Genomic DNA, 24,442 nt, shown 5'->3' with positions numbered 1-24,442 from the left:
AGCCCCACATGTCCGACACCACCGCCACCCGCGCCACCATCACCCCCCTGACCGGCGAGGACGCCGACCTGCTCGTCGCCGCCGCCCGCGGCGCCGCCGAGGCCGCCGGGGTCGCGGTCAGCGTCACCGTCCTCGACGCGGGCGGCCACCTCCTCGCCTTCCGCCGCGACGACCGGGCCGTACTGATCTCCGGCGAGACCAGCACCCGCAAGGCCTTCACCGCCCTCCAGCTCGACGCCCCCACCGCCGACCTCGTCGACGCCGTGCAGCCCGGCGGGCCCTTCCACACCCTGCCCACCGCCCTCGACCGGCCGCTCCTCTTCATCGCCGGTGGCCTGCCCGTCCACCGCGACGGCCGGCTCATCGGGGCGATCGGCGTCGGCGGCGGCGCCCCCGACCAGGACCACGGCTTCGCCGTCGCCGCGCTCGACGCCCTGGTCTGAGCCCCGACATCGCCCCCGGGTCGCGCGCCCGTGTCCCCCGTGCCAGGTTGGTACAGGGGATACGGGCACACCATGCGACAGACGACCGGGAAGTTCGGGAGAGTCAGGACCATCGCGACGGCAACGGCCGCCGCCCTGGTCACCCTCGCGGTGCCCGCCTGCTCGGCGTCCTCCGGAACGCCCGCCGCGCCCCCCACCCCGGGAGCGGCCGCGACGACCGGAGCCGCCACCGCGAGCGCGGCGCCCGATCCGACGCCCCCGCCGGAACCCTCGTACCCGATGTCCTCCACTCCGAGCACCGTCCCGGCCGTACGGGAACACCAGCCCGCGCGGGGCCCCGGCTGGAAGCCCGCGCCCGGCTCGCGGGTCGTCGTGGCCCCCGCCGACAGCGCGGCCCTCGCCGACGAGGGGAAGCTGCTCGCCGGCGAACTGCGCCTGGGATACGCGGAGTCCGACGAGGTCAAGCCGGGCGACGTCCAACTGGACCTCGCCGCCGAGGGATCCGGCCCCGCCGAGTCCTACACGCTCACCGTCCGGGACGGCCGGGTCCACATAGCCGGACCCGACGAGGCGGGCGTCTTCTACGGCACCCGCACCCTCAAGCAGGCGGTGCGCGGCGCCGGTTCGGCGCCGGAGGGAACCGTCAAGGACGGGCCCGCCAAACCGCAGCGCGGCCTCAACCTCGACATCGCACGCAAGTACTTCGCCCCCGAGTGGATCGAGGACCGGCTGCGCGAGATGGCCGACCTCAAGCTCAATCAGCTGGGCCTGCACTTCTCCGACGACCAGGCCCTCCGGATCCAGTCCGACAGCCATCCCGAGATCGTCTCGACCCCGCACCTGACCAAGGCCGAGGTCCGCCGGATCACCGCGCTCGCCGCCCGGCTGCACATCGCCGTCGTCCCCGAGATCGACTCGCCCGGACACCTCGGCGCCGTCCTGCGCGCCCACCCCGACCTGCAATTGCGCGACGTACAGGGCAAGGCGGTCAAGGGCGCGGTCGACATATCCGACCCGGCGTCGGCCAAGCTGGTGGACGAACTGCTGCGCGAGTTCATCCCGCTGTTCCCCGCCGGAGCGTGGCACCTGGGCGCCGACGAGTACCAGGCCCTCGTCGTCCGCGACCCGCAGGCCTCCTTCCCCCGGCTCGCGGCAGCCGCCCGGCAGCGCTACGGCCCCGCGGCCCGGGTCCAGGACCTGGCGACGGGCTGGCTGAACGACCGGGCCGCGGTGGTCCGCCCTTCGGGCAAGGCCCTCAAGGCCTGGAACGACGGCTTCTTCCGCGGGGGAGTGGTCGCGGCGGCGCCGGACCTCCAGGTCGAGTACTGGACCGGCAAGGAGATCGGCGCCCGGCCGCCGCTGCAATACCTCGACGCGGGCCGCAAGGTCGTCAACCTCAACGACGAGTACCTCTACTACGTGCTCGGCGAACCGAACGAGTTCACCTATCCCACGGGCCGTCGCATCTACGAGCAGTGGACCCCGCTGGTCCTGCGCGGCACCACGGCCGTACCCGCGCGCTACGACGCGCAGGTACTCGGTGCCCGACTCGCCATCTGGGCCGACCTGGCCGGGGCACAGACCCCCGCGCAGGTGGCGGCCGGCATCCGGCTGCCGCTGGCGGCCCTGTCCCAGAAGGTGTGGGACGCGCGGCCCCCGCAGCGGCCCTGGCCACAGTTCCAGGCCCTCGCCGACCGGCTGCGCACCCCGTAGCGCCCGGGCCTGCCGGCCCGTGTACGTCGCCACGTCGCCCCTTCCCGAAACGGGGCGGTTCCCCCCGACCGGAGTTCCATGCCACCCCCACGCGGATTCAGCCGAACGGGTGGGCGCGCGGTGCGGGGGCGCCGGGCGCCTCGCTAGCGTGGGCCGCCGATCGCAACGGAGGCGCCCATGGACGGACGTGACCGGTCGCCGGACGGAGCCGCGGGGCCCGCCCCGACCGGGGAGGATACGGGCGCGGAAGGAGCCGCCGGGGCCGGCGCCGGCCCGGCGGGGGACTTCGGGGCGGCGCTCCGCCAGGTCCGGACGGAGCGCGGGCTGTCGCTCTCCGCGCTGGCCCGCCTCATGCACTACAGCAAGGGCTACCTCAGCAAGATCGAGAACGGCGGCAAGCCGCCCACCGCCGACCTCGCCCAACGCTTCGACGAGGCGCTCGGGGCGGGCGGTGCGCTGGCCCGCCTGGTGCCCGACACGCTGCCGCAGGCCCGTCGGCCGGAGCCCGAGCCCGCCGCCTGCCCGTACCGGGGACTGGCCGCGTTCGGCCCCGGCGACGCCGACTGGTTCTTCGGACGGGAACGGGCCACCTCGACGCTGCTGCAACGGCTGGCTGGGCAGGCGGGCAAGGGTCCCCTGGCGGTGGTGGCGCCGTCGGGAGCCGGCAAGTCCTCGCTGTTGCGGGCCGGCCTCGTGCCCGCCCTGCGGCGGGGCGGCGCCGGACTCTTCGGGGACCGGGCGCCGCGGGTGCTGCTCTGCACACCGACGGCCCACCCGATGCGGGAGTTGGCACGGCTGCTGGAGTCGGCCACCGGACCGGGCCCGACGTCACGGCAGCAGGACGGCTCCGCGCCCGACGGGGCCACGCTGGTCCTGGTGGTCGACCAGTTCGAGGAGGTGTTCACGCTCTGCCGCGACGAGGCCGAACGGCGCGCCTTCATCACCGCGCTCACCGAACTCTCCGCCCTCTCCGGCGGCGACGCCGACGCCCGCGCACTCGTCGTCCTCGGCCTGCGCGCGGACTTCAGCGGGCGCTGCCTGGACCACCCCGAACTCGCCGACGTGTTCACCCGCGGGGTGTTCGTCCTGGCCCCGATGACCGCCGAGGAGCTGCGCGCGGCCATCACCCGGCCCGCGGAGCGGGCCGGACTGTTGCTCGAACCCGGCCTGGTGGAACTGCTGGCGCGGGACGCCGGAGCGGAGGACGGCACCCCGGCGGGTTCGGCGGGCGCCCTTCCGCTGTTGTCGCACGCCCTCCTGATGACCTGGGGCGCCCGCTCGGGCCGCACCCTCACGGTCGCCGGATACGAGGCGACGGGAGGCCTGCGCGGCGCGGTGGCGCGCACGGCGGAGGACGTGTTCACCGGGCTGGACGCGGCCGGCAAGGACGCGGCCCGGCGCGTGCTGTTGCGCTTGGTGCGGGTCGCCGATGGCGACGTGGAGACCCGGCGCCGCGTCGACCCCGACCGGCTGTTGGCGGGGCTGCGCGACGCCGGCGCGGCGGGCGCCGCGCTGGACGCCTTCGTACGGGCCCGCCTCGTGACGGCCGGGGAGTCCGCCGTACGGATCACCCACGAGGCCCTGCTCCGGGCCTGGCCCCGGCTGCGCGAATGGATCCACTCCGACAGGGCCGGCCTGCTGCTGCGCCAGCAACTCGCCGACGCCGCCGCGGCCTGGGTGCGCGGCGACCGGGACGCGGAACTCCTCTACCGGGGCGGCCGGCTGGCGGCGGCCGGGGAATGGGCCGAGCGACAGGACGGCCGTGACCCGCCGGGGCCGTGGGAGGGCGAGTTCCTCGAGGCGAGCCGGGCCGAGGAGCACGGCCGCCGGCTGCGGTCCCTGCGCCGGGCGCGGACGCGCCGCAGGCTGCTGGTGACGCTGGGCCTGCTGCTGGTCGTCGCGCTGACCGCCGGCGGCCTGGCCTTCCACCAGTGGTCGCGGGCGGTGGAGGAACGGCTCGTCGCGCAGTCGCAGGCGCTGGCGGTGCGGTCCGGGGCGATGGCCTCCGGCCAGCCCGAGGCGTCGATGCTGCTGGCGGCGGAGGCGTACCGGACGGCGCCGACGACCGAGGCGCGGGGCGCCCTGCTCAGCACCCAGGCGCAGGCCTTCACGGGCCGGCTGTCCGGGCACACGGGCCCGGTCAACGGGGTCGCCTTCGCCCCGGACGGCAAGCTGCTCGCGACGGCCAGCGCCGACGCGACCGTACGGCTGTGGGGCGGCGCCGGCCACCGCTCGGCGGTGGCCACGCTCACCGGGCACGGCGGGCCCGTGCTGGGGGTGGCCTTCGCCCCGGACGGCAGGCTGCTGGCGTCGGCGAGCGCGGACGGGACGGTCCGGCTGTGGCGGCTGCCGGACCGTCAGCCGGCGGGCACGCTCTACGGGCACGGCGGCGGGGTCCGTTCCCTGGCCTTCTCGCCCGACGGCGCGACCCTCGTGACGGGGGGCGTCGACGCGACGGTACGCCTGTGGGACACGGCGTCCGGGCAGCAGCGGAGCATCCTGCGCGGGCACACCGACGCCGTGCACGGGGTCGCGTTCTCCCCGGACGGGCGGCGGGTGGTCTCGGGCGCGGCCGATCGGACGGTCCGGCTGTGGGAGGTGGGCGACGCCGGTGCGGACGGGCACGCGGAGGTGCTCGAAGGGCACGACGACGGCGTGCTCGGGGTCGCCTTCGCACCGGACGGGCGCGGCGTCGCCTCGGGCGGCGCCGACCGTACCGTCCGGATCTGGGACGTCTCGGGCCCGGGCCGCCCCACGGTGACCGAGGTGCTGCGCGGGCACAGCGACGACGTCAACGCCGTCGCCTACACGCGGGACGGCACCACCGTCGTCAGCACGAGCGGCGACGGCACCGCCAAGCTGTGGGACACGGCCGGACACCGGGTCACCCAGGTCCTCGCCGGGCACACCGACTACGTGCTCGCGGTCGCCGTAGGACCGGACGACCTGCTGGCCACCGGCGGGTTCGACCAGTCGGCGGTGGTGTGGGACCCGGGCCGGACCGCGCTGGTGGTCCGGCCCTTCGCCGAGGTGTGGCAGGCGGCGTTCGCCCCCGGCGGGCGACTGCTCGCCTCGGCGGGCGCGGACCGGGCCGTGCGCCTGTGGGACCTGCGACAGCGCCGCCCCGCCGGGACGTTGACCGGCCACCAGGGGGCCGTCTTCGCGGTGGCGTTCTCGCCCGACGGCCGGCTCGTGGCCTCGGCGGGCGCCGACCGCACGGTCAGGTTGTGGGACTGCGCCCGGCGGACGCTCCTGGCCACCCTCGTCGGGCACGGCGGATCGGTGTTCGCGCTGGCTTTCTCACCGGACGGCCGCACCCTCGCGTCGGCGAGCGCGGACCGCACGGTGAAACTGTGGGACACCGCTCGACGGAGCCAGCTGAGCACCCTGACCGCGCACCAGGACTTCGTCAACGCGGTCGCGTTCTCCCCGGACGGACGGCTCCTGGCCTCCGGGAGCGACGACCTGACCGTGCGGCTCTGGGACGTCGCCGGCCGATCCGCGCGGACGGTCCTGCGCGGGCACGGCGGAGCCGTGCGCAGCGTGTCCTTCAGTCCTGCCGGCGCGCGCCTGGCGAGCAGCGCCAACGACGGGACGGTCCGGGTGTGGGAGCCCGCTTCGGGCCGGTCCCTCGCCACCCTCACCGGGCACACCGGCGCGGTCCGCGCCGTCGCCTACGGGCCCGACGGCCGGGTCCTGGCCTCCGGCGGCATCGACGGCACGGTGCGGCTGTGGGACGCGGTCGGCTTCCGGCCGGTCGCCACCCTCGCCGGACACGGCGGGGCCGTGTGGGGCATCGCCTACGACCCGTCCAGCGGACGCCCGGCGAGCAGCGGCACCGACGGGACCGTCCGCTTCTGGTCCGTGGACCCGGGGGAGCGGACGGCCGCGATCTGCACCCTGATCGGGGACCCGACGCCGGACCGCTGGCGTTTCCTGCTGCCGGGACGTCCGTACCGGCCGCCGTGCGCGGCCGCCGCGCCCGCCGCCGGCCCACAGGGCTGACGGCGGGTCAAAAGCCCTGACGGGAGGGGGTTTCCCCAGGGTTTCCCGTTTCCCGTCGCGGTGGGCGACCGTGCGGTCCTCGACACGGAGGGGGGCCGGGGAACAGTCTCGAAGTGCCCGGCGGAGCGCCGGAACGCGATCACGGGGACCACACCGCGGCACCACCGCGACGGGGACGGGGAGACGTACATGGGGATGCGGAGAACGGTGGGGGCGGCGGTGGCGGCGGTGCTGCTCCTGGCCGGGTGGGGAGGCGCTCGCGCCACGGCGGCGGCGCCGCCGGCGGTGGCGCCCGCGGCGTCCTGCGGGGTGCTCGCCACCGGCGCCTCGGCGGTGGCGGAGGCCGCCGTACGGGCCGCCTGCGAGCAGGTCGGCGTCTGGTACAGCTGGGGCGGCGGCCACGGGCCGCAGCCGGGGCCGACGTACGGCCAGGTCGACCCGAGCGATCCGGCCAGCGAACACGACCCGCAGCGGCTGGGCTTCGACTGCTCGGGCCTGGTCCGGTACGCCTGGGCCCGCGCCGCCGGCGGTGATCCGCTGTCCGGCAACGCGTACCACCAGTTCAACTCCCCGCGGGTGAAGCAGCGTTTCGCGGCGGGGCAGGGGACGGCGCCGTTGCTGCCGGGGGACCTCCTTGCCTGGGGGTCCGGGGGCTCCGTCCACCACATCGCGATCTACCTGGGTGCCGGGAAGATGGTCGAGGCCCGGCAGTCGGGTACCCGGATCGCGGTCGGCGACGTGCGGCTGGGCGGGGACTACGCGGGCGCGGTCCGCATCGACGCGGCGGCGCGGGCCCCGGGCACGTTCAGCACCTGGGGCACCGATGTGTGGACCCACACGGAACCCTCCACGGGCAGCGCACGGGTGCACCGGTTCGCCGGCCCGACCTCGGTGCGCGTCGAGTGCCAAAAGCGCGCCGAGATGGTGACGGCGGACGGCTACACGAACGACGCCTGGTCCTACCTGCCCGAGTACCGGGCGTGGATCACCAACATCTACCTCAAGGGCCCCGCCTGGCTGGACGGCGTACCCACCTGCCCCTGACCGCCGACGGTCGGCCGGTCACCACCCGCCGGTCGTCCCTCACCACCACCACACCCATCACCGGCTCCCGACGGAGCCCTTCGAAGGAGGAAGCATGTCCGCACGCAAGAAGATCGCCCTCGGTCTCGCCGCAGCCGCCCTGGCGGGCGGCCTGGCCACCGCGACCGGTCCCGCGATGGCGACGCCCACGGCCGTGAAGGGTGCGGCCGCCGAATGCGGGGTCCGCTCCGACGGCAAGCTGTGGTGCGGCAACCGGGCCGGCGCCAAGGGCTACGAGCACCGCTCCTACGGCTCCGCGGTGCGCGGCCCGCTGAACACGGGCTTCAGCTGGTTCCAGTGCTGGGGTCGCGGTGACAACCACCCCGGCGGCAACAACATCTGGTACTGGACCCAGCTGGACAACGGCCAGTGGGGCAACGTCCCGGCCGTGGACGTCCACACGTCGGTCGACCCCGCGCCGGGCCTGCGCCAGTGCTGACGGGCTGATGGGCCGACGGTTCGACGAAGCCGTCCCTTCCCGCACGGGGAGGGACGGCTTCGCGCGCGTGTGCCGTGGCCCGCCGGGGGCCTGGCGCGGAGCCCCGGCGCGGGCGTCGTACGGGGCTCAGGCGGGGGCGTCGGCGTACTGGGCCGCGTACTGCGCGGACGGCGGGACGACTGTGATCACGTCGATCAGGACGCCGTCCGGGGCGCCGACGATGAAGTGCCGCTGGCCGAACTCCTCCGTGCGCAGCGGTAGGAGCTCGGCCAGACCCGCCCCCGTCACGAGGCGGTGGTGTTCGGCGTCCACGTCGGCCACCTCGAAGTTCAGCAGGAGGCCCCCGCGCAGTGGCACGCGGTGTCCCTCGGGGACGGTCGGGTGCGTGGCGTCCAGCAGGGCCAGTTCGTACTGGGGGGCGTCGGGGCGGCGCAGGCTCACGTACCAGTCGGCCTCGAAGGTGATCTCGAAGCCGAGGTGGCGGGTGTAGAAGTCCCGGGAGGCGGTCACGTCGGTGGTCGCGATCACCGGGTAGAAGCCGCCGAGTGCGTTCGTCATGACCGTTCTCCTCCACGTCAGGACGGCGTCCGGCGCCGACCCGCTCTCTTCGCATACCCGGAGTATGTGAATGATGGGGCTAGCATACCCCGGGTATGCGAAATGGGAAGGCGGTGCGGGCGATGGTGGTCAACCGGGCGCAGCAGCGGGAAGCCACGCGCAGGGCGCTGTTGGCCGAAGGGCGGCTGCGGTTCGCGGGCGACGGGTACCACCACGTCGTGCTGGCCGACGTGGCGCAGGCGGTCGGGGTCACCAAGGGGGCCGCGTACCACCACTTCGACAGCAAGGCGGGGCTCTTCCGGGCCGTCGTCGCCGAGGTCCAGCGCGAGCTGGGGGAGCGGGTCGCGGTCGCGGCGCAGGAGTACGAGGACCCCTGGGAGCAGCTCAGGGCCGGCTGTCGGGCCTTCCTGGCCGCGGGGGCCGACCCCTCGGTACGGCAGATCCTGCTGGTGGACGCGCCGGCGGTACTCGGCTGGGACGAGTGGCGGGCCCTGGACGAGGAGCACTCCGCCCGGCACCTCGCGGACGCCCTGACGGCCCTCGTCGTGGCCGGGGTCATCCCCGACCAGCCGGTGGAACCGGCGGCCCGGCTGCTTTCCGGTGCGATGAACGAGGCCGCGCTCTGGCTGGCCCGCGGCGGCGACCTGCCGGCCACGGAACTCGCCCTCGACCGCCTCCTGTCGGGCCTGCGCGCCCCGTGACGCACCCGTCCCCCGCCGCCGCGCGACCGGCCGGGCCGATGTCGGCATCACGCGGGCGCGGGGCGGACGACGGCCCGGTCCCGGCCCGGTGACGAGCCGGGATCGGGCCGGGACCGGGCCATCGCGCGGTCCGGGTCCCTCTACCAGATGGCCCCGACCCACTCCGGGTGGTCGATGAACGGGTTGCGGTTGTGCTGGTAGGTGTCGTAGATGACCTGGTTGCGACGCTGCTCGAAGGCGTCCGGCGGGTCCTGCTGGTGCCACTGCTTCAGCAGGCTGATCCGGCCCATCGCGGGCGCGCTGCCGTTGTTGACGCTGTCGTTCATCTCCAGGTTGGCGAAGCCGTCACCGCCCTCGTACCGCACCGCCATGTACAGCAGCATGCGTGCGACGTCGCCCTTGACCGCGTTGCGCGGCTCGAAGGAGTCCCCGTCGGTGAAGCTGCCGGCGGCCTCGGAGACCGGGCTGCCGCCCTTGTCGAAGTCCTTGTTGCCGCGCGTGCTGTTGACCGTGACGTCCTCGGGCCGCAGGTGGTGCAGGTCGGTGCCCGGGCCGGTGGCGGTGCCGAAGTCGCCGTGGCTCTTGGCCCAGACGTGCTCGCGGTTCCAGTCGTTGACGCCGCCACCGTTGGTGGACTTGGACTGGGAGCGACCCGAGTAGAGCAGGATGACGTTGTTGGAGTTGGCCGGGTCCTGGTCGGTGACCTTGAGCGCGTTCCACACTCCGTCGTAGGACACCTTGGACTGGTTCTTGATGATGCCGTGCAGCGCGGACTTCAGCGCCGCGCCGGTCTTGCCCGCGGCGGGTGCCCAGTAGTCCGCGTAGGGGTCGGCGGCGGTCGCCGGGGCGGCCGCGGTGGTGTCGTGGACCTGGCCGGCGTGGGGAGCCGCCGCCGTCCGTTCCTGGACCGCCGAGGCGGTCGCGGGTATGAGGAGCAGGGAGGCGGCCGCGAGGGCACTTGCCCAGGTGGCCGTACGGGAGATTCTCATGACGTGGGGGATGCCTCTCCACACGCACCGTCCCCGCCATGGCAGTTGGCGGGGTGTCTGGTGGCAGAGCGAGGTTCACATTGTCATGTGCCCTACAGGTTGATTCCATGTGTCGGGCGTGAAGATCCCGAGGGTGTTTCGGGCCCTCCCGCGGGGCAGGGTACGGGTGGCCCCGGGTGGGGTCCGACCGTGCGCGAACAGCCCCGACAGGAGCCGTACATGCCAGTGAAGATCCTCATCGTGACCGGTGACGCCGCGGAGTCGCTGGAGGTCCTCTACCCCTACCAGCGCCTGCGCGAGGAGGGCTACGAGGTGCACATCGCGGCCCCCGCCGTCAAGAAGCTGCGGTTCGTGGTGCACGACTTCGAGGAGGGCTTCGACACCTACACGGAGAAGCCGGGTTACACCTGGCCGGCCGACATCGCCTTCGCCGACGTCGTCCCCGAGGAGTACGCGGCCGTGGTCGTTCCGGGCGGCCGCGCACCGGAGTACCTGCGCAACGACCCCGAGGTGCGGCGGATCCTGGCAGGCTTCGCCGACGTCGACAAGCCGATCGCGCAGATCTGTCACGGCCCGCTGATCACCGCCGCGAGCGGGGTGCTGGAGGGGCGGCGGGTCACCGCCTATCCCGCGCTGGAGCCGGACATGCGGACGGCCGGGGCCTCCTTCGAGGACTCGGAGGCCGTCGTCGACGGCACCCTCGTCTCCGCCCGCGCCTGGCCCGACCACTCCGCCTGGATGAGGGAGTTCCTCACCGTGCTGCGCGCCAAGGCGCCGCAGGACTGACCCACGGGCGTGCGGGGCGACCTACCCCGGCGCCCTCCCGCCCCCGCCGGAGGCGCCCGACGCGCCGAACCCGCCGTCCGCAGGCCTCCGTGGGGCCGCGGCCGGCGGGCGCGGGGGAAGGTGGGCCCTGTCGGCCGGGGGCGTCAGCCGCTCGTCGTGACCTGGGGGGCGGGCTCGTACTTGTAGTTGGCCGGGCCGAAGTTCTTCTTCACCGCGGCCTCCCAGGAGCCGTCCGAGACCATCTTGGTCAGCGCGGAGTTGATCTTCCGCTGGAGGTCCCCGTCGCCCTTCTTGACGCCGATGCCGTAGTTCTCGTTGCTCAGGCTCAGACCGACCAGCCGGAACTTGCCCTCGTTGCCCTTCTTCGCCGCGTACCCGGCGAGGATGGAATTGTCGGTGGTCATCGCGTCGACCAGGTTGTCCTGGAGGGCGACCAGGCATTCGGAGTACCCGCCGAGCTCCAACACGCTCGCCTTGGGGGCGAGGTTGCGCTTGACGTTCTCGGCGGAGGTGGAGCCGGTCACCGAGCACAGCCTCTTGGTGTTGAGGTCCTCGCCCTTGGTGATGGAGGTGTCGTCCGCGCGGACGAGCAGGTCCTGGTGCGCGACGAAGTAGGGGCCGGCGAAGTCGACCTTCTCCTTGCGCTTGTCGCTGATCGAGTAGCTGGCCGCGACGAACTTGACCTCGTTGTACTGGATCAGGAGTTCCCGGTCTGAGCTGTAGACCTGCTTGAACTCGATCTCGTTCGGCTTGTAACCGAGCTCCTTCGCGATGTACGTGGCCACGTCGACGTCGAAACCGGTGAAGGTGCCGTCGCTCTCGCGCATCCCGATGCCGGGCTGGTCGAACTTGATCCCGATGGCGAGGGGCTCCTTGGGGTCCTCACCGGCACAGCCCGAGGCGGTGACGGCGATGGCGATCGCGGCGGCGACCGCACCGGCCTTGGGAACCTTCATGCTGAACTCTTTCCTCGGGAACGCGGGACCACGGGGGTGAATCGCGGGAACGGGGCACGTGGGGGACCGCGGCGTGGGAACGCACATGTGAACGCACGTGTACTACGAGGAAGCTAGGAAGGTCACGGGCTCAGCGTCACTACATCTGAGTAAAACTTGAGGATAACGATCCGGTTCAACCGAAGATCCTGCGGCCGTCCGGCCCCGGCGGGGGAAGGGTGACGGCCGGAGTGGTCGGCGCGGAGTGAGAGGGTCGGTACTCCCCGCTATCGGACGAACCGGATCGAACCGGGGTGATGCAGACATTACGCCGCGTTCGTTCGGCTGTGCCCCGCACGGGAGTTGCTCAAACAGGTGATCGAGTGTCGGATGCTCCCGCCGCTATGATCACCACGCCGAGGCCGTGGCGCAGAGGTCGCCGCGCCCAGGCGTCGAGCTGGAGGACGTCGGTTCGAATCCGACCTGTCCTTCGTCTCCTTCCCGCCGCGGCGGTACGTCCGCGTACCGCCACGGCCTCGTCCTCGAAGTCGCCGGGCCGCCGGGTGCCGGTGAAGGAAGCGGTGGAGCGGTGATGACACGGCCAACGCCCGTCCGGTGCCCCGCGCTCGGACATCCGGACCTGCCGCTCGCCGATCCGGCGGACCTCGGCCCGCTCCTCGGCCGGCTCGCCGAGGACCGGCCGGTGGAGGCGGACGAGACCTTTCCCCTCGGTACCCTGCGCGCGGACGGCCGCGTCGACCTGTGCAAGCAGGGCCTCGGCCCCGCCGGAGCGGCCCTGCTGCTGCCCGCGGCCGTCGCCTCCCCGCACGCGAAGCACCTCCTGCTCGGCACCAACGGCCTCGCCGACGACGGAGCCCGCACCCTGGCCGGCGCCCTGCGCGGCGGCGCCCACGGGCTGCACACCCTCTACCTCGGCTGCAACCGGATCGGCCCCGACGGCGCCCTCGCCCTCGCCCGCGTACTCACCGGGGACGACACCGTCCGCGCCCTCTGGCTCAAGCGCAACCCCCTCCACGAGGACGGCGCCCGCATCCTCGCCGCCCTGCTGCGCCGCAACACCGCGCTGCGGACCCTGGACCTCGTCAACACCGGAACGGGCGCCGCCGGCATCCGCCTGCTCCTCGACGCCCTCCTCGTCCGCGACCGGCCGCTGGAGCGGATCTTCCTCGGCGGCAACGGCCTCACCGCCGAAGCCGCCCCGCTCCTCGCCGCCCTCATCCGCGACGCCGGAGTGCGCGAACTGTACGTACCGGCCAACCACCTCGGCGACGAGGGCGCCGAGATCCTCGCCGCCGCGGCCACCGAATCCGCCCGTCCCGTCCGCCTCGGCCTCGGCGGCAACGGCATCGGGGCCCGCGGAACCCGCGCCCTCGCCGCCGCCCTCGGCGCCATCGACGCCCTGGACCTGGGCCGGGCCCTGTCCGAGCGCACCCTCGGAGCCGCCGGCAACGACCCCGGTGACGAAGGGGCGTACGCCCTCGCCGCCGCCCTTCCCGGCAGCCCGCTGCGCCGCCTCGACCTGCGCCACACCGGCATCACCGGACGCGGCGCCAAGAGCCTGCTCGCCGCGCTGCCCGAGGGCGCCCCCCTCGAACACATCGGCCTGGGCCCCGGCACGCCACGCCGGGTCAAGCGCGCCTTCGCCGAACGGCTGCGCCCCGCCACGGCCGCCCACCCGGACGTGCGGGCCATCGGGAGCGTGTACCGGTGACCGGGGGCGCCCCGGAGCCCTGCGCGGCCGCTCCGACTGGCCGGGAACGTACGGTCGTCCGGCCCGCGAGCGACCGGCCGTGACAGCATGGCGGGGCAGCGTGGATCAGGCAACACGGGCCGAAGCGCCCGAGCGGAGGGGGAGTTCGGTGAGCGGAGTACGCAAGAGCCTGGCCAAGGTGGAGATAGCCCTGCGTTGGGACCCGAGTCCGGCCGGAACACCCGCCAACGACCTCGACATCGTCGCCGCCGTGTACGCCGCGGACGACCCGCAGGGGGAGCCCGTTTACCTCGTGCACTTCGGCAGCCGGGCGCCCGACGGCACGATCACCCTGAGCCGGGACAGCCGTACGGGTCAGGGCTTCGGTTTCGACGAGGTGATGGTCCTCGAACTGGATCGATTGGCACCCGAGTTGGGCCGCGTCGTGGTCGGTGTGGTGATACAGGACTCCGACCACGGGGGTACGGGGGAGCGCAAGACCTTCGCCTCGATCGCCGGGACCGGACTGCGCATCCGCGAGGGCTACGAGGACCTCGCGCAGACGGACTTCGCCGGGGTCGCGGACGCCACGGCGGCCAGGGTCGCCGAGTTCGTCCGTGACACGCACGGCGGCTGGGCCCTGGAGGCGAGGCCGCACGGATTCGATGTGGAACCGCAGGAGTTCGCCCGGGTGATGGGCGCCGTACGCGGGTGATCACCGCCGTGCGGTGACCGTACGGACCGGGCGGCGGTCACTCTGCTCGGGAGTGACCGCCACCCCGTCCGGTGGCGCGCTGCCGCCGTCCCCACGAGGCAGCGCGAGTGGGTCGCCGTCCGGTCATCGTGGACGGCGGCCCACCGGTTCAGGGGGTGATGCCGAGTGCGGGCAGCAGGGCCGCGTCGACGAACCTGACCAGGTAGTCGGCGTCGGCGTACCGCCCCTCCAGCACCGGCCGGATGCGCAGTACACCCATCAACTGCGCCGGTAGGAATTCGACCGCGGGGTGGTCCGCGCGGATCTCGCCCCGTGCCACCGCCCGCGCGACGATCGTGTCGAAGGCGGCGAGCTCGGGCTCCACCAGGGCTTCGCGCAGCGCGCGCTGGAGCTCCTCGTCGCTGAGGACGGCGTGCCCCAGGGCCTGGGTGAGCCGGGTGTCCCTGCCCGAGGTGCCGGCCGCGATGCGGGCGGCCTCGCGCAGGTCCCCGACGAGGGTCCCGGTGTCCACGCTGGCCAGCGTCCGGTCGGTCCGGCTCGCACGCAGGGCCGCGGCGACGAGCTGCGGCTTGGTCCGCCACTGGCGGTAGAGCGTGGACTTGCCGCAGCTGGCGCGGGCGGCGACACCTTCCATGGTCAGGGCCTCGTACCCGTGCTCGCGCAAGGCGTCCAGGACCGCGTCGTAGAACTCCTGCTCGCGCTCCGGGCTGATCTTGGAGCGGCGCGCGGTGACCTGCGGCGTCGACGTCATGGGGGTGCGGCTCTCCTCGCGGGCTCCTGGGCGGCCTGGTCCGTGCTCCGAGTGTACGGCTCCCCGCAGGCTATCGGAACACCAGCGTATCGATACGCGAATGTATCGATACACTGGCGTGTCGATGCGGTGCGGATCCGGCCGGCGGTCACCCCGCCGCGCCGCCCGCTTCCGGCCCGGAAGCCGCACCGGCACGGCAGCGCCACCGCAGCACCACCCGAAAGAAGTGAGACCGGGGGATGACCTCCCACACCACACCCGGCGGGCCACGCGCCGCCGGGAAGAAGGACGAAAGGCGCCGGCTCCTACGTGAGCTGCTGCTCGTCGCGGGGCTGTTCGCCGTCTACAAGGCGGGACGGACGCTTTCCACGGGCCGCACCGGCGAGGCCTTCCGCAACGCCGACCGGGTGTGGGACGCCGAACGCGTCATGCACCTGCCCGGCGAGGGCGTCGTACAGCGGCTCCTGCTGCACTCGGACGCCGTCGTGCACACCGCCAACACCTACTACGCGGCCGTGCACTTCCCGGCGACCGCGCTGTTCCTGATCTGGCTCTACCTGCGCAGACCCGCCCACTACCTCTGGACCCGGCGGGTCCTCGCGCTGCTCACCGGCGCCGCCCTGGTCCTGCACCTCACCTTTCCGCTCGCGCCGCCGCGGATGCTGGCCGCCGCGCACCTGGTGGACACCGGCCAGGTCTACGGACCCTCCGTCTACGGGGCCGCCCCCGCCGCCGACACGATGGCCAACCAGTTCGCCGCGATGCCCTCGCTGCACTTCGGGTGGGCGCTGATGCTGGCCCTCGGCATGATCGCCGCGACCTCCTCGCGGTGGCGCGCGCTGTGGCTGCTCCACCCGCTGGTGACCCTGCTCGTGGTCGTCGGCACGGCCAACCACTACTGGCTCGACGCCCTCGTGGCGACCGCGCTGCTGGCCGGGGCCCTGCTGTTGGTCCCCCGGCCGGTGACGGCGCCGGTCGCGCCGCTCGCCGTGCCGGACACCGTTCCGGGCGGACGGGCCGTGCCGGTCGCGGCCCCGGCGCCGGCACCCGGGCAGGGCGTCGCCCCCGCGCACGCCGTGCGCGCCGTACCGGATCGCGCCTTCGTACCACCGCGGGTGCGGGCCGGAGCCGGCGCGCCCGGTCCGGGCGTGGGTGCCGGGGCGGTCTCCGCAGCGGCCTCCGGGGCGCGGGGGGCCGGGCGGTGAACGCCACCGCGCTCGCCGTCGCCCTCTGCCTGGCCTCCGCCGTGACGTACGCGGCCGCCGCCGTCGCCCAGGAACGCCTCGCCCGCCGGGCCGTCGCCCGCAGCGCCTCCGCCCTCCTGGGCAACGGGGCCTGGTGGTGGTCGGCCGGCCTGAACGCCGCCGCGGCCCTCCTGCACGCCGCCGCCCTGCGCTACGGCCCGCTCACCCTGGTCCAGCCCCTCGGCGCGCTCACCCTGGTGGCCGCCGTACCCCTCGGCGCCCGCGGCGCCGGACGCCGGGTCGCGGCCACCGAGTGGCGGGGCACCGCCGCGACCGTCGCCGGACTCGGACTGCTGCTGCTCCCCGCCTCCGGCCCCGCCCCCGACGACACCCTCACCCTCGCCGAGGCCCTCGCCGTCTCCGGGGCCACCGCCGCCGTGATCCTGCTGCTCACCGCCCGCAAGGACCCCCGTACCGGGCTGCGGCACGCGACCGCCTCCGGGCTGGCCTCCGCCGCCGCCTCCGCACTGACCCAGACCGTGGCCGTCGCCGCGGGCCGGGGAGGCGCCCTGCTCAGCTTCCGGGTCGCCGCCGTCGCCCTGCTCGTGGCCGTGTTCGCGGTCGGCGGCATGCTGCTCTCCCAGCGGGCGTACCGGGGCGGGCTCGGCGCACCGCTGGCCGTGGTGAACCTCGCCAACCCGCTGGCCGCCGCCGCGATCGGCATGGTCCTGCTCGGCGAACGCCTCCAGGGCGGCGCGGTGGGAGTCCTCCTCGCGGCCGGCGGGGCCCTCGCCGCCACCCGCGGAGTCCTGCTGCTGACCCGCACGTCGCAGCCCCCGGCGCCCCCGGAGCGGACAGCCGCGGAAACCCGGCCCGACGCCCCGGCCCCGCCCGCCGTCCGCCCGCCCATGGCGCAGGTCCCGGCGGGCCCCGCACTGCCGCGACCCTAGAGTTCGTCGAACTCCCCGAACTCCCGCCCGGCTCCGGGCCGCGCCGGGAGTTCGACGACGGGCTCTCGCCCTTCTCCACGCGATCCGGATCCCGCCGGGTCCACACCACCCGGTACCGGCTCGCGGCGTTGCCGGGCCGCCCGAGTGCGTCCGGTAGCGGGACGCCCCGGTGCCTTGGACGCACGGCACCGAACGAAGCGGACCCGGCCGACAGGATGCCGACAGGGTCCGCGACGAACGCCCCCCCCGGCCGTCATACGGGCGCCGCTCGGCCCGCCGCATCCCGCCGGCCCGTGGACCCGTACGCCACGCGACGCGGGTCCGCGCCTACGCTGGGCCCGCACGGCGCGACGTACGAACCGCGAGGAGCCACGGATCCACATGAGCGTCACCCCCGTCCCCACCGCCGACCTGTACGACGAGCACGGCGAGGGCCTCGGCATCTGCGCCACCCCCTTCCGACGCATCGGCGGCAGGGCCCTCTTCGCCGGGCCCGTGCGCACCGTCCGCTGCCACGAGGACAACGCCCTGCTGCGCGAACTCCTGCACACCCCCGGCGACGGCGCGGTCCTCGTCGTGGACGGCGGCGGCTCGCTGCGCACCGCCCTGGTCGGCGACCTCATCGCCGGGGCTGCGGAGCGCTCCGGCTGGTCCGGGCTGATCGTCAACGGCGCCGTCCGCGACAGCGTCGCCCTGGGCGGGCTCGACCTCGGCGTGCAGGCGCTCGGTACCTGCCCGCGCAAGAGCGGCAAGACCGGCGCGGGCGCCGTGGACGAACCCGTCACCATCGGCGGGGTCACCTTCCGCCCCGGCGACACCGTGTACGTCGACGACGACGGCGTCGTGGTGCTGCCCGCCGGTCGCTGAGCGCCCCCGGGCAGGGGCGAGATCCCGCCACGTCGGGGCCGGCGACCCTGGCGGCCCACGGCCCCGACGCGTTTCACTGCGGGTCCATGAGACGACTCAGGATCATGGGCCTGCTCGCCGCGCTCACCCTCGCCGCGGGCACCCCGGCGGTGACCGCGCCACCCGCGGCGGCCGCCCCCGCCCCGGCCGCGGCGCGATCCACCGCCGAGCCGGACCCCGCCCCGCCCGCCGAGTTCGGCACGGACTGGCACGACCCCCTCACCGCCGCCCCGCCGGTCGAGCGGCCCGCGACCCGTTCCTGCCGGGTGACCCTGGCCGAGACCCGGTTCAGCGACTTCACCCCCTACCGCGGGACCTACGCCCCGCCCGGGGACTGCGGCCACGGCCACTGGGCGAAGGTCGTGCTGCGCCTCGACGGAGCCGTCAAGGGACGCCAGTACGACCGCCTGGGCAACCTCACCGTCGGTGGCGTCGAGATCCTGCGCACCTCCACCCCGCAGCCCTCGCCCGACGGCATCACCTGGTCCGTGGAGAAGGACGTCACCCGCTACCGCGACACCCTCAGCCGTCCGCAACCGGTCGAGATGCTGATCGGCAACGTCGTCAACGACACCTACACCGGCGTCATCGACGTCAAGGTCACCCTCACCTTCTACGCCGCCGAGGGCGCCACCGCCCCCGCCGACACCCCCGATCTGGTCCTCCCGCTCACCACCCCCGCCGTCACCACCCCGCGCAACACCGAGCGGCTCATCGCCGAGGTGTACGCCACCGGCTCGGGCGGCGGCTGCGAGGAGTACTGGTACATGACCGTCCCGGACGCGGCCCCCTACTCCTGCAAGGCCGCCGACGGGCCCTACCGCGAGGTCCGGGTGTCCGTCGACGGCCGGCTCGCCGGCCTCGCCGCGCCCTTCCCCACCGTCTGGACGGGCGGCTGGTCCAACCCGTTCCTCTGGTACGTCACCCCCGGCCCGCGCGCCTTCGACGTCCAGCCGATCCGCTACGACCTCACCCCCTACGCCGCCCTCCTCAACGACGGCCGGCCCCACCGGGTCGAGGTGTCCGTCGCCGGCGTCCCCGCCGGACAGAGCGGCTGGAGCACCCCCACCAACCTGCTGCTCTGGCAGGACCACGGCCGCCGGATCGTCACCGGCGCGCTCACCCGCCACGAGGAGGACACCCCGGCCAACTCCTCCCGCTGGACCCCCGCCCCGCCCGGCGGCGAACACCGCCTCGACACCGGGGGCGGCCACCGGCTCACCGTCGCCGGATACCTGGACACCTCCCACGGCCGGATCACGACCACCGTCACCCGGTCCGTCCACAACACCTCAGCGCACCGCTGGACCGACGGCGAGAGCCGGGACGCCCTGACCGCCTCGTGGACCGACGAGGAGAGCGTGACCCGCGGCCCCACGACGACCCGCACCGTCCGCACGTACACGATGGACGGCGCGACCACCCTCGGCGCAGGCGACCGGCTGCGCACCGTCCTCGCGCTCGGCGACCGCGCCGAGTCGCTCACCCTCCGCGGCGGACGCGAGGTCGACCGCTCGACGCTCGACGACCGTTACGCGGGCGACGCCACGTACACGGCGAACGTTCCGCGCGATCAGCGGCACGCGGTGGGCACCACGACCGCCCGGTACCGCCTGTACGGGGCCGGAAGCGGGGACGGATGCTACGACCGGACGGTGTCCACCACCCAGGGCACGCTCACGGTGGACCGCCGCCACTGCTGACGGCGGCGCCCCCTACGATGACGCCCCATGGAGACGAGTGAGGCCGGTAGACGGCTCGTGGACGGCCGCTTCGAGCTGATCGGCCCGCTGGGCGCCGGCGGGATGGGAACGGTGTGGCGCGCCCGCGACATCGCCCTGCACCGCGACGTCGCACTGAAGGAAGTGCGCCCGCCGGACCCGGCCATGGCCGCCGCCCAGCCCGACCTCACCGTCCAACTGCGCGAACGGGCCGTCCGGGAGGCACGCGCCCTCGCCCGGCTCGCGCACCCGAACGTGGTCACCATCCACCACATCGTCGAACCCGCGCAGGGCTCGGAGGGCCACCCCTGGATCGTCATGGAGCTGGTCAAGGGCGGCTCCCTGCACGACCGGCTCGCCGGCGGGCCGATGCCCGTCGCCGACGTGCTGCGACTCGGGCTCGACGTCCTCGCGGCGCTCCGGGCCGCCCACGCCGAGGGCGTGCTCCACCGCGACGTGAAACCGGCCAACGTGCTGCTGCGGCCCGACGGCTCGGCCGTCCTGACCGACTTCGGCATCGCCGCCCTGCACGGCTCGACCGCGCTCACCTCGACGGGCGTCCTGATCGGCTCACCGGAGTACATCGCGCCCGAGCGGGTGCGCGGCGAGGAGGGGCTGGCCGCCTCCGACCTCTGGTCGCTCGGCATGCTCCTGTACGTCGCCGCCGAGGGGGCCCACCCGCTGCGCCGCGCCACCAGCCTGGCCACCGTCGTCGCGATCCTGGACGAACCGATCCCCGCTCCCACCCGGTCCGGCCCGCTGGGTCCCGTACTCGAGGCGCTGCTTGTCCGGGATCCGGCCGTGCGGCCCGACGGCGCCGCCCTCGAAGCGCTGCTCCGCGGCGCGCAGGGCGGCGGATCCGGGCCGTACCCGCCGGCCGCCCTCGGCCGGTACGGCCCGCCCGCCGCCGGCGGGCCCGTGCCGCTGCCCGGTACGCCCCCGACCGGCGCGCCCAACCCGTACGCGACGCCGGGGGCGTTCCCGCGACCGGGGTTCGCCCCGGGGCCCGGGACCACCTCGGTGTCGGGCGCGTCCGGCGCCGCCCGCCCGGCCCGGTCCCGGCTCGCGGCGGCCGTACTGCTGACGGCGGTGCTGGCCGGCGCCGCGTTCGGCGCGTTCCAACTGCTCCCCGACGACGACTCGGACGGCGGGAACGAGGCCAAGGGGAGCAACCCGACGGCTTCCACCCCGGCCACACCCCCGCCCTCCGCCGTCGGCGCCACGGGCACACCGAGGACGGGCACTTCGGGGACGTCCAAGGCCCCGAGCACGGGCACGAGGACCGGCGGGAACCTGCTCGCCCCGGACGGCGTCCGCACGGCCCTTGCCGCGCTGAAGGAGAAGACCGGCACCACCACCTTCGTCGACCTGAAGGTCTACGAGGAGTACGTGATCGCCGCCGTACCCTCCGCCCCCGGCGCCAGGACCGTCGACTCCTGGCAGTACCGCGACGGCGTGGCCAGGCGCACCGGACCCCGGGGCACGGTGAAGGACGGCGAGCCGCTCATCGACATGGCGGCCGTCAACTGGGACGCCCTGCCGGGGCTGTTGGAGCAGGCGCAACGCGATCTGAAGGTCGACAGGCCGACCTCGCGGTACGTCATCGTCGACCCCTGGATGATGGACAAGGAGCCCTGCATGCGGCCCTACCTCAGCGACGAGTACGGTCAGGGCGGCTATGTCCTCGCCGGTATCGACGGCAAGGTCAGGAAGGTGGTGCCCTCCTGACATCGTGTACCCGTACGCGCCCCTCGGCGCGGACGGTCCGCACGGTTCGAGGAGCACCGACACCATGCCCAGCTGGCGCACCACCCTCACCGGGGCGGGGATCACCGCTCCCGGACCCAGGGCCGACTACACCCACACGGCCCGCCGGGTCCTGCGCCGCGAACCGGCCCCGTACCTGACGCTGCGGCTGTTGGCCGCGCCGCCGCTGGTCCCCGCGCTCACGGCCGGCCTGGCCTTCATGAACCGGGTCGACGACGTCGCGGAGACCGGCACCCCGGCCGGTCGGGCCTCGGCCCTCGCCAGGTTGACCGAACGCACCGAAGCCGCGCTGGCCACCGGGGAGAGCGCCGACCCGCTGCTCCGGGCCTACGCCCACGCCGTGCGCACCCGGGGACTGCCCGTCGACCGGGTCGCCCGCTTCCTCGAGGGCGCCGCCACCGCCGAGGCCGCCTTCGACGGCTTCGCGACCGAGCGGGACTTCCAGGACTACCTCGACGCCTATGCCTGGCCCGGGGTGATGGTCTTCACCGGCCTCCAGTACCAGGGCGGCCCCGACGAGGAACAGGCCCTGGGCTGGCGGAGGTTCGTGGACGCCGCCCAACGGGTCGACTTCCTCGCGGACCTGGCCGGGGACCTCGCCGACGGGCGGCTGTGCGTGCCCCGGGACCGGCTCGCCGCACACGGCGTGACCCGCGCCGACCTGGAGGCGGCCCGTGACACCCCGGCCGTCCGCGGCCTCCTCGCCGCGGAATGCCTGCGTGCCCGTACCGCTCTGCGCGCCGCCGAGGGGGTCGTCGACCTGGCCGACCCCGGGCTGCGGCCCGTCGTCGCGACCATGACGGAGTTGATGGGCCACCAGCTGACGGCCGTGGAACGAGCCGGTGCGCACGCCCTGCGCGAGGACGTCGGCTACGGTCTGGTGGCCCCGCTGCGCACCCTGGGGCGCGCGCTGCTGCGGCGTCGCCGCGTGGAGCCCGTCAGTACGCGCCGTTGACGTTGTCGATCGAGCCGTAGCGGGCTGCCGCGTAGTTGCAGGCGGCCGTGATGTTGGCGACCGGGTCGTACGAGTCGTGCGGGGTGCCGGGCACGTGGTAGGCGCGGAAGGTCGGATCGATGACCTGCAGCAGCCCCTTGGAGGGAATGCCGGCCGCGGCGTTGGAGTCCCAGTTGTTGATCGCCCGCGGATTTCCGGAGGACTCGCGCATCACATTGCGGTGGATTCCGTTGTAGCTGCCGGGAATTCCGTGCCGGGCCATGACGTCCAGGGACTCGCGGATCCAGCCGTCGAGGTTGTCCGGGTAGGACGTGGCGGCCTTTGAGGTGCTCGCGACGCTGGTCTTCGCGGCCGTCTCCGGGGCTGCCCCGGCGGCGCCGCCGGCGAGTTTCAGGGTGAGTCCCGGTCGGATCACCGAGGGGTCGCCGCCGACCGCGGTGCGGTTCGCCGCGTACAACTGCGCCCAACCGCCGCTGAGGGAGTGCTTCGCCGCGATCTTGGAAAGGGTGTCGCCGGCGACGACGGAATAGGTGGAGGGGGCGGCGACGGAATGCGCGGCGGGCGCCGCGACGGTCTCCGCCGCGCCGGCCGTGGTGGCGCTGATCAGCGGGAGGGCGAGAGCTGCCGTCCCCGTGCCGGCGAATGCCAGGCCGCGGGTGATCGGGTTCTGCTTCGGCCTGCGGTGCTTACCCTTTGCGGGCATGGCGCTATTCCTCACGTGGGGGTACGGGAGAGCCCCGGCGGCGGCCGTATTCGGCGGTCGGCCGCTGGGAGTGAGGGTGACCGTAGGCGAGTGCGCGGCGCCGCAACAAGATGCGAATTTCGGGGGTAGATCGACTTCCCGGTTCCCGTGGGTGAATGACCATGAAAGGGAGTTCGGTCCATGGCGGATTTCCTTTCGGGGAAAAGGGAATCCGCCATTTCGAAGAAATGATGTTGACCCGGGCCGCGTGACCGACATCACGGTTTCGAGGGCCCTGCGTCATTTCGGGCAATTACGAACCCGATGGGCCCGATTCGGGCTACCGGGCCGTTGGCGGCGAATCGCCCATAACGGGGCCTAGTGGCGCGCCCGCGGGCCGGCGCCGGCCGGTCCGGACGCCGGGAGTTCCGCGAGCGCACTCAGCGCGGCCCCGACCGCGGCCTCCGACGCCGGGAGCAGGGGGAGTCGTACGTCGGGCGACGGGATCCGGCCCCGGGCGTGCAGCACCCCCTTGAGCACCACCGGGTTCGGCTCGGCGAAGACGGTCGACGAGAGCCGGGCCAGCGCGTGGCCCAGGGCCCGGGCGCGCGGGACGTCACCGGCCTCCCAGGCGGCGGCGAGCTCCACGAACCGCCCCGTCGCCAGGTGCGCCGAGGCCAGGATCCCGCCGGCGGCCCCGAGGACGAGCATCGGCGACAGGTACGCGTCGTCCCCCGCCAGCGCCGCGAAACCGGCCGGGAGTCCGCCCAGGAGTTCCACCGTGTCCTGGTCGATCCCGCCGGCCGCGTACTTCACCCCGGCGACCCGCGGAAGGGACCCCAGCGCCAGCAGCGTCGCCGCGTCCAACTGCCGCCCCGTGCGGTACGGGACGTGATAGACGATCAGCGGTACGGGGCTCACCTCCACCAGACGCGCGAAGTGTGCCAGCACCCCCGCCGGCGAGGGCCGAACGAACGGCGGCACCGTCACCAGGGCCGCCCCGACCTCCGGCCACCGCGCCAGCCGGACCAGCGCGGCCTCCGCCGCCCGGGTGGCGGAGGCCCCGGCGCCCACGGTCAGCAGCGCGCCGCGCTCCCGGCAGACGCGGGCGCAGACCCCCGTGACGAGGTCCCGCTCGGCCTCGTCGAGGGCGGCGCTCTCGGCGGTGGTTCCGAGGGCGACGATCCCGGTCGCCCCGGCGTCGAGCGCCTCCCGGGCGAGGGCTTCCAACGCCTCGACCGCGACGTCCCCGGCCGGCGTGAAGGGCGTGATGAGCGGGACGTGGATCCCGCCGAGCGCGAGAGGTCGCGCGATGTCCCGTGCGGCGCCACGGGCGGGGTCGGGGGCGGGGTCGGGGGCGAGGCCCTGGGTGGGGTGCTGAGCGGTGGCCTGGGAGAAGTCCTGAACGGTGTCCTGGTCCATGGACAGAGCCTGACCCGCCCCGAGCG

The 24,442-nt window shown here is 74.5% G+C and carries 21 protein-coding genes; 15 read left to right on the top strand and 6 right to left on the bottom strand.

Annotation, left to right across the window (positions count from 1 at the left end; all coding sequences use genetic code 11):
- Positions 1–8 precede the first annotated feature (8 nt).
- The 5 genes from ACFY0I_RS05290 (at position 9) to ACFY0I_RS05270 (ending at position 7,683) form a co-directional block, all read left to right on the top strand.
- The gene (locus tag ACFY0I_RS05290) at positions 9–443 is read left to right on the top strand and encodes a heme-binding protein (RefSeq protein WP_388890399.1); all 435 of its coding nucleotides are present in this window, start codon (positions 9–11) and stop codon (positions 441–443) included.
- A gap of 72 nt (positions 444–515) precedes the next feature.
- Positions 516–2,156 (top strand): glycoside hydrolase family 20 protein, encoded by a 1,641-nt coding sequence (locus tag ACFY0I_RS05285; protein ID WP_388890396.1) that lies wholly within the window; start codon positions 516–518, stop codon positions 2,154–2,156.
- Between the two features lie 177 nt (positions 2,157–2,333).
- Positions 2,334–6,161, top strand: a complete 3,828-nt coding sequence (locus tag ACFY0I_RS05280; protein WP_388890393.1) for a helix-turn-helix domain-containing protein — start codon at positions 2,334–2,336, stop codon at positions 6,159–6,161.
- 189 nt (positions 6,162–6,350) lie between these two features.
- On the top strand, positions 6,351–7,205 hold the full coding sequence (locus ACFY0I_RS05275) for a C40 family peptidase (protein ID WP_388890390.1): 855 nt from the start codon (positions 6,351–6,353) through the stop codon (positions 7,203–7,205).
- A 94-nt stretch (positions 7,206–7,299) separates the two neighbouring features.
- A complete protein-coding gene (locus ACFY0I_RS05270; protein WP_388890387.1) occupies positions 7,300–7,683 on the top strand; it encodes a hypothetical protein in 384 nt (127 codons plus the stop codon).
- A 126-nt stretch (positions 7,684–7,809) separates the two neighbouring features.
- Here ACFY0I_RS05270 and ACFY0I_RS05265 read toward each other — a convergent pair whose 3' ends face one another.
- Complete coding sequence (locus tag ACFY0I_RS05265; protein ID WP_388890385.1) at positions 7,810–8,241, bottom strand: VOC family protein; 432 nt, start codon at positions 8,239–8,241, stop codon at positions 7,810–7,812.
- Between the two features lie 95 nt (positions 8,242–8,336).
- On the opposite strand from ACFY0I_RS05265, the gene ACFY0I_RS05260 reads away from it, so the two are divergent.
- Positions 8,337–8,942, top strand: coding sequence for a TetR/AcrR family transcriptional regulator (locus ACFY0I_RS05260; protein ID WP_388890382.1), 606 nt, complete (start codon positions 8,337–8,339; stop codon positions 8,940–8,942).
- 140 nt (positions 8,943–9,082) lie between these two features.
- On the opposite strand, the gene ACFY0I_RS05255 is transcribed toward ACFY0I_RS05260, so the two are convergent.
- On the bottom strand, positions 9,083–9,931 hold the full coding sequence (locus tag ACFY0I_RS05255) for an endonuclease I family protein (RefSeq protein WP_388890379.1): 849 nt from the start codon (positions 9,929–9,931) through the stop codon (positions 9,083–9,085).
- Positions 9,932–10,150: 219 nt separating this feature from the next.
- Between ACFY0I_RS05255 and ACFY0I_RS05250 the strand changes: the two genes are divergently transcribed.
- Positions 10,151–10,717, top strand: a complete 567-nt coding sequence (locus ACFY0I_RS05250) for a DJ-1/PfpI family protein (RefSeq protein ID WP_388890377.1) — start codon at positions 10,151–10,153, stop codon at positions 10,715–10,717.
- A 143-nt stretch (positions 10,718–10,860) separates the two neighbouring features.
- On the opposite strand, the gene ACFY0I_RS05245 is transcribed toward ACFY0I_RS05250, so the two are convergent.
- On the bottom strand, positions 10,861–11,673 hold the full coding sequence (locus tag ACFY0I_RS05245) for a glutamate ABC transporter substrate-binding protein (RefSeq protein WP_388890374.1): 813 nt from the start codon (positions 11,671–11,673) through the stop codon (positions 10,861–10,863).
- Between the two features lie 571 nt (positions 11,674–12,244).
- On the opposite strand from ACFY0I_RS05245, the gene ACFY0I_RS05240 reads away from it, so the two are divergent.
- Together ACFY0I_RS05240 and ACFY0I_RS05235 are read left to right on the top strand one after the other, a co-directional pair.
- On the top strand, positions 12,245–13,384 hold the full coding sequence (locus ACFY0I_RS05240) for a gala protein (RefSeq protein ID WP_388890372.1): 1,140 nt from the start codon (positions 12,245–12,247) through the stop codon (positions 13,382–13,384).
- Between the two features lie 148 nt (positions 13,385–13,532).
- Positions 13,533–14,078, top strand: a complete 546-nt coding sequence (locus tag ACFY0I_RS05235) for a TerD family protein (protein WP_388890370.1) — start codon at positions 13,533–13,535, stop codon at positions 14,076–14,078.
- Positions 14,079–14,226: 148 nt separating this feature from the next.
- Here the strand turns inward: ACFY0I_RS05235 and ACFY0I_RS05230 are convergent, their stop codons facing one another.
- A complete protein-coding gene (locus ACFY0I_RS05230) occupies positions 14,227–14,829 on the bottom strand; it encodes a TetR/AcrR family transcriptional regulator (protein ID WP_388890367.1) in 603 nt (200 codons plus the stop codon).
- A gap of 239 nt (positions 14,830–15,068) precedes the next feature.
- Here ACFY0I_RS05230 and ACFY0I_RS05225 point away from each other — a divergent pair, with 239 nt between their 5' ends.
- From ACFY0I_RS05225 to ACFY0I_RS05200, 6 genes are all read left to right on the top strand, one after another.
- Positions 15,069–16,034, top strand: coding sequence for a phosphatase PAP2 family protein (locus ACFY0I_RS05225; RefSeq protein ID WP_388890365.1), 966 nt, complete (start codon positions 15,069–15,071; stop codon positions 16,032–16,034).
- Positions 16,031–16,963: a hypothetical protein gene (locus ACFY0I_RS05220; RefSeq protein ID WP_388890362.1), complete on the top strand. Its 933-nt coding sequence runs from the start codon at positions 16,031–16,033 to the stop codon at positions 16,961–16,963. Before ACFY0I_RS05225 ends, ACFY0I_RS05220 begins: the two co-directional genes overlap by 4 nt.
- A gap of 381 nt (positions 16,964–17,344) precedes the next feature.
- Positions 17,345–17,830: a ribonuclease E activity regulator RraA gene (gene rraA / locus ACFY0I_RS05215; RefSeq protein WP_388890360.1), complete on the top strand. Its 486-nt coding sequence runs from the start codon at positions 17,345–17,347 to the stop codon at positions 17,828–17,830.
- Between the two features lie 86 nt (positions 17,831–17,916).
- Positions 17,917–19,572 carry a peptide-N4-asparagine amidase gene (locus ACFY0I_RS05210; RefSeq protein WP_388890357.1) on the top strand — a complete coding sequence of 552 codons (1,656 nt, stop codon included), beginning with the start codon at positions 17,917–17,919 and terminating at the stop codon, positions 19,570–19,572.
- Between the two features lie 27 nt (positions 19,573–19,599).
- Positions 19,600–21,318, top strand: a complete 1,719-nt coding sequence (locus ACFY0I_RS05205) for a protein kinase (protein WP_388890355.1) — start codon at positions 19,600–19,602, stop codon at positions 21,316–21,318.
- A 64-nt stretch (positions 21,319–21,382) separates the two neighbouring features.
- On the top strand, positions 21,383–22,312 hold the full coding sequence (locus tag ACFY0I_RS05200; protein WP_388890352.1) for a phytoene/squalene synthase family protein: 930 nt from the start codon (positions 21,383–21,385) through the stop codon (positions 22,310–22,312).
- Here ACFY0I_RS05200 and ACFY0I_RS05195 read toward each other — a convergent pair.
- Together ACFY0I_RS05195 and ACFY0I_RS05190 are read right to left on the bottom strand one after the other, a co-directional pair.
- Entirely contained in the window at positions 22,296–23,015 is a 720-nt protein-coding gene (locus ACFY0I_RS05195; RefSeq protein ID WP_388890350.1) for a transglycosylase SLT domain-containing protein, read from the bottom strand. The two genes, ACFY0I_RS05200 and ACFY0I_RS05195, sit on opposite strands and share 17 nt — an antisense overlap.
- Positions 23,016–23,372: 357 nt before the next feature.
- On the bottom strand, positions 23,373–24,416 hold the full coding sequence (locus ACFY0I_RS05190) for a dihydrodipicolinate synthase family protein (protein WP_388890347.1): 1,044 nt from the start codon (positions 24,414–24,416) through the stop codon (positions 23,373–23,375).
- Between the last annotated feature and the right edge of the window lie 26 nt (positions 24,417–24,442).

Source organism: Streptomyces sp. NPDC001568 (genome assembly GCF_042893755.1).
GTDB lineage: Bacteria > Actinomycetota > Actinomycetes > Streptomycetales > Streptomycetaceae > Streptomyces.
The sequence above is the reverse complement of the archived record's forward strand: the minus strand, read 5'-3'. Positions and strand labels throughout refer to the sequence as shown.

Bases quoted from the DNA above. Each gene is read 5' to 3' on its own strand.
- ACFY0I_RS05240 (WP_388890372.1), top strand. From the start codon at position 12,245: ATGACACGGCCAACGCCCGTCCGGTGCCCCGCGCTCGGACATCCGGAC.
- ACFY0I_RS05260 (WP_388890382.1), top strand. From the start codon at position 8,337: ATGCGAAATGGGAAGGCGGTGCGGGCGATGGTGGTCAACCGGGCGCAG.
- ACFY0I_RS05270 (WP_388890387.1), top strand. From the start codon at position 7,300: ATGTCCGCACGCAAGAAGATCGCCCTCGGTCTCGCCGCAGCCGCCCTG.
- ACFY0I_RS05210 (WP_388890357.1), top strand. From the start codon at position 17,917: ATGAGACGACTCAGGATCATGGGCCTGCTCGCCGCGCTCACCCTCGCC.
- ACFY0I_RS05255 (WP_388890379.1), bottom strand. From the start codon at position 9,931: ATGAGAATCTCCCGTACGGCCACCTGGGCAAGTGCCCTCGCGGCCGCC.
- ACFY0I_RS05200 (WP_388890352.1), top strand. From the start codon at position 21,383: ATGCCCAGCTGGCGCACCACCCTCACCGGGGCGGGGATCACCGCTCCC.
- ACFY0I_RS05195 (WP_388890350.1), bottom strand. From the start codon at position 23,015: ATGCCCGCAAAGGGTAAGCACCGCAGGCCGAAGCAGAACCCGATCACC.
- ACFY0I_RS05205 (WP_388890355.1), top strand. From the start codon at position 19,600: ATGGAGACGAGTGAGGCCGGTAGACGGCTCGTGGACGGCCGCTTCGAG.
- ACFY0I_RS05225 (WP_388890365.1), top strand. From the start codon at position 15,069: ATGACCTCCCACACCACACCCGGCGGGCCACGCGCCGCCGGGAAGAAG.
- ACFY0I_RS05280 (WP_388890393.1), top strand. From the start codon at position 2,334: ATGGACGGACGTGACCGGTCGCCGGACGGAGCCGCGGGGCCCGCCCCG.
- ACFY0I_RS05230 (WP_388890367.1), bottom strand. From the start codon at position 14,829: ATGACGTCGACGCCGCAGGTCACCGCGCGCCGCTCCAAGATCAGCCCG.
- ACFY0I_RS05290 (WP_388890399.1), top strand. From the start codon at position 9: ATGTCCGACACCACCGCCACCCGCGCCACCATCACCCCCCTGACCGGC.
- ACFY0I_RS05275 (WP_388890390.1), top strand. From the start codon at position 6,351: ATGGGGATGCGGAGAACGGTGGGGGCGGCGGTGGCGGCGGTGCTGCTC.
- ACFY0I_RS05245 (WP_388890374.1), bottom strand. From the start codon at position 11,673: ATGAAGGTTCCCAAGGCCGGTGCGGTCGCCGCCGCGATCGCCATCGCC.
- ACFY0I_RS05285 (WP_388890396.1), top strand. From the start codon at position 516: ATGCGACAGACGACCGGGAAGTTCGGGAGAGTCAGGACCATCGCGACG.
- ACFY0I_RS05265 (WP_388890385.1), bottom strand. From the start codon at position 8,241: ATGACGAACGCACTCGGCGGCTTCTACCCGGTGATCGCGACCACCGAC.
- ACFY0I_RS05190 (WP_388890347.1), bottom strand. From the start codon at position 24,416: ATGGACCAGGACACCGTTCAGGACTTCTCCCAGGCCACCGCTCAGCAC.
- ACFY0I_RS05250 (WP_388890377.1), top strand. From the start codon at position 10,151: ATGCCAGTGAAGATCCTCATCGTGACCGGTGACGCCGCGGAGTCGCTG.
- rraA (WP_388890360.1), top strand. From the start codon at position 17,345: ATGAGCGTCACCCCCGTCCCCACCGCCGACCTGTACGACGAGCACGGC.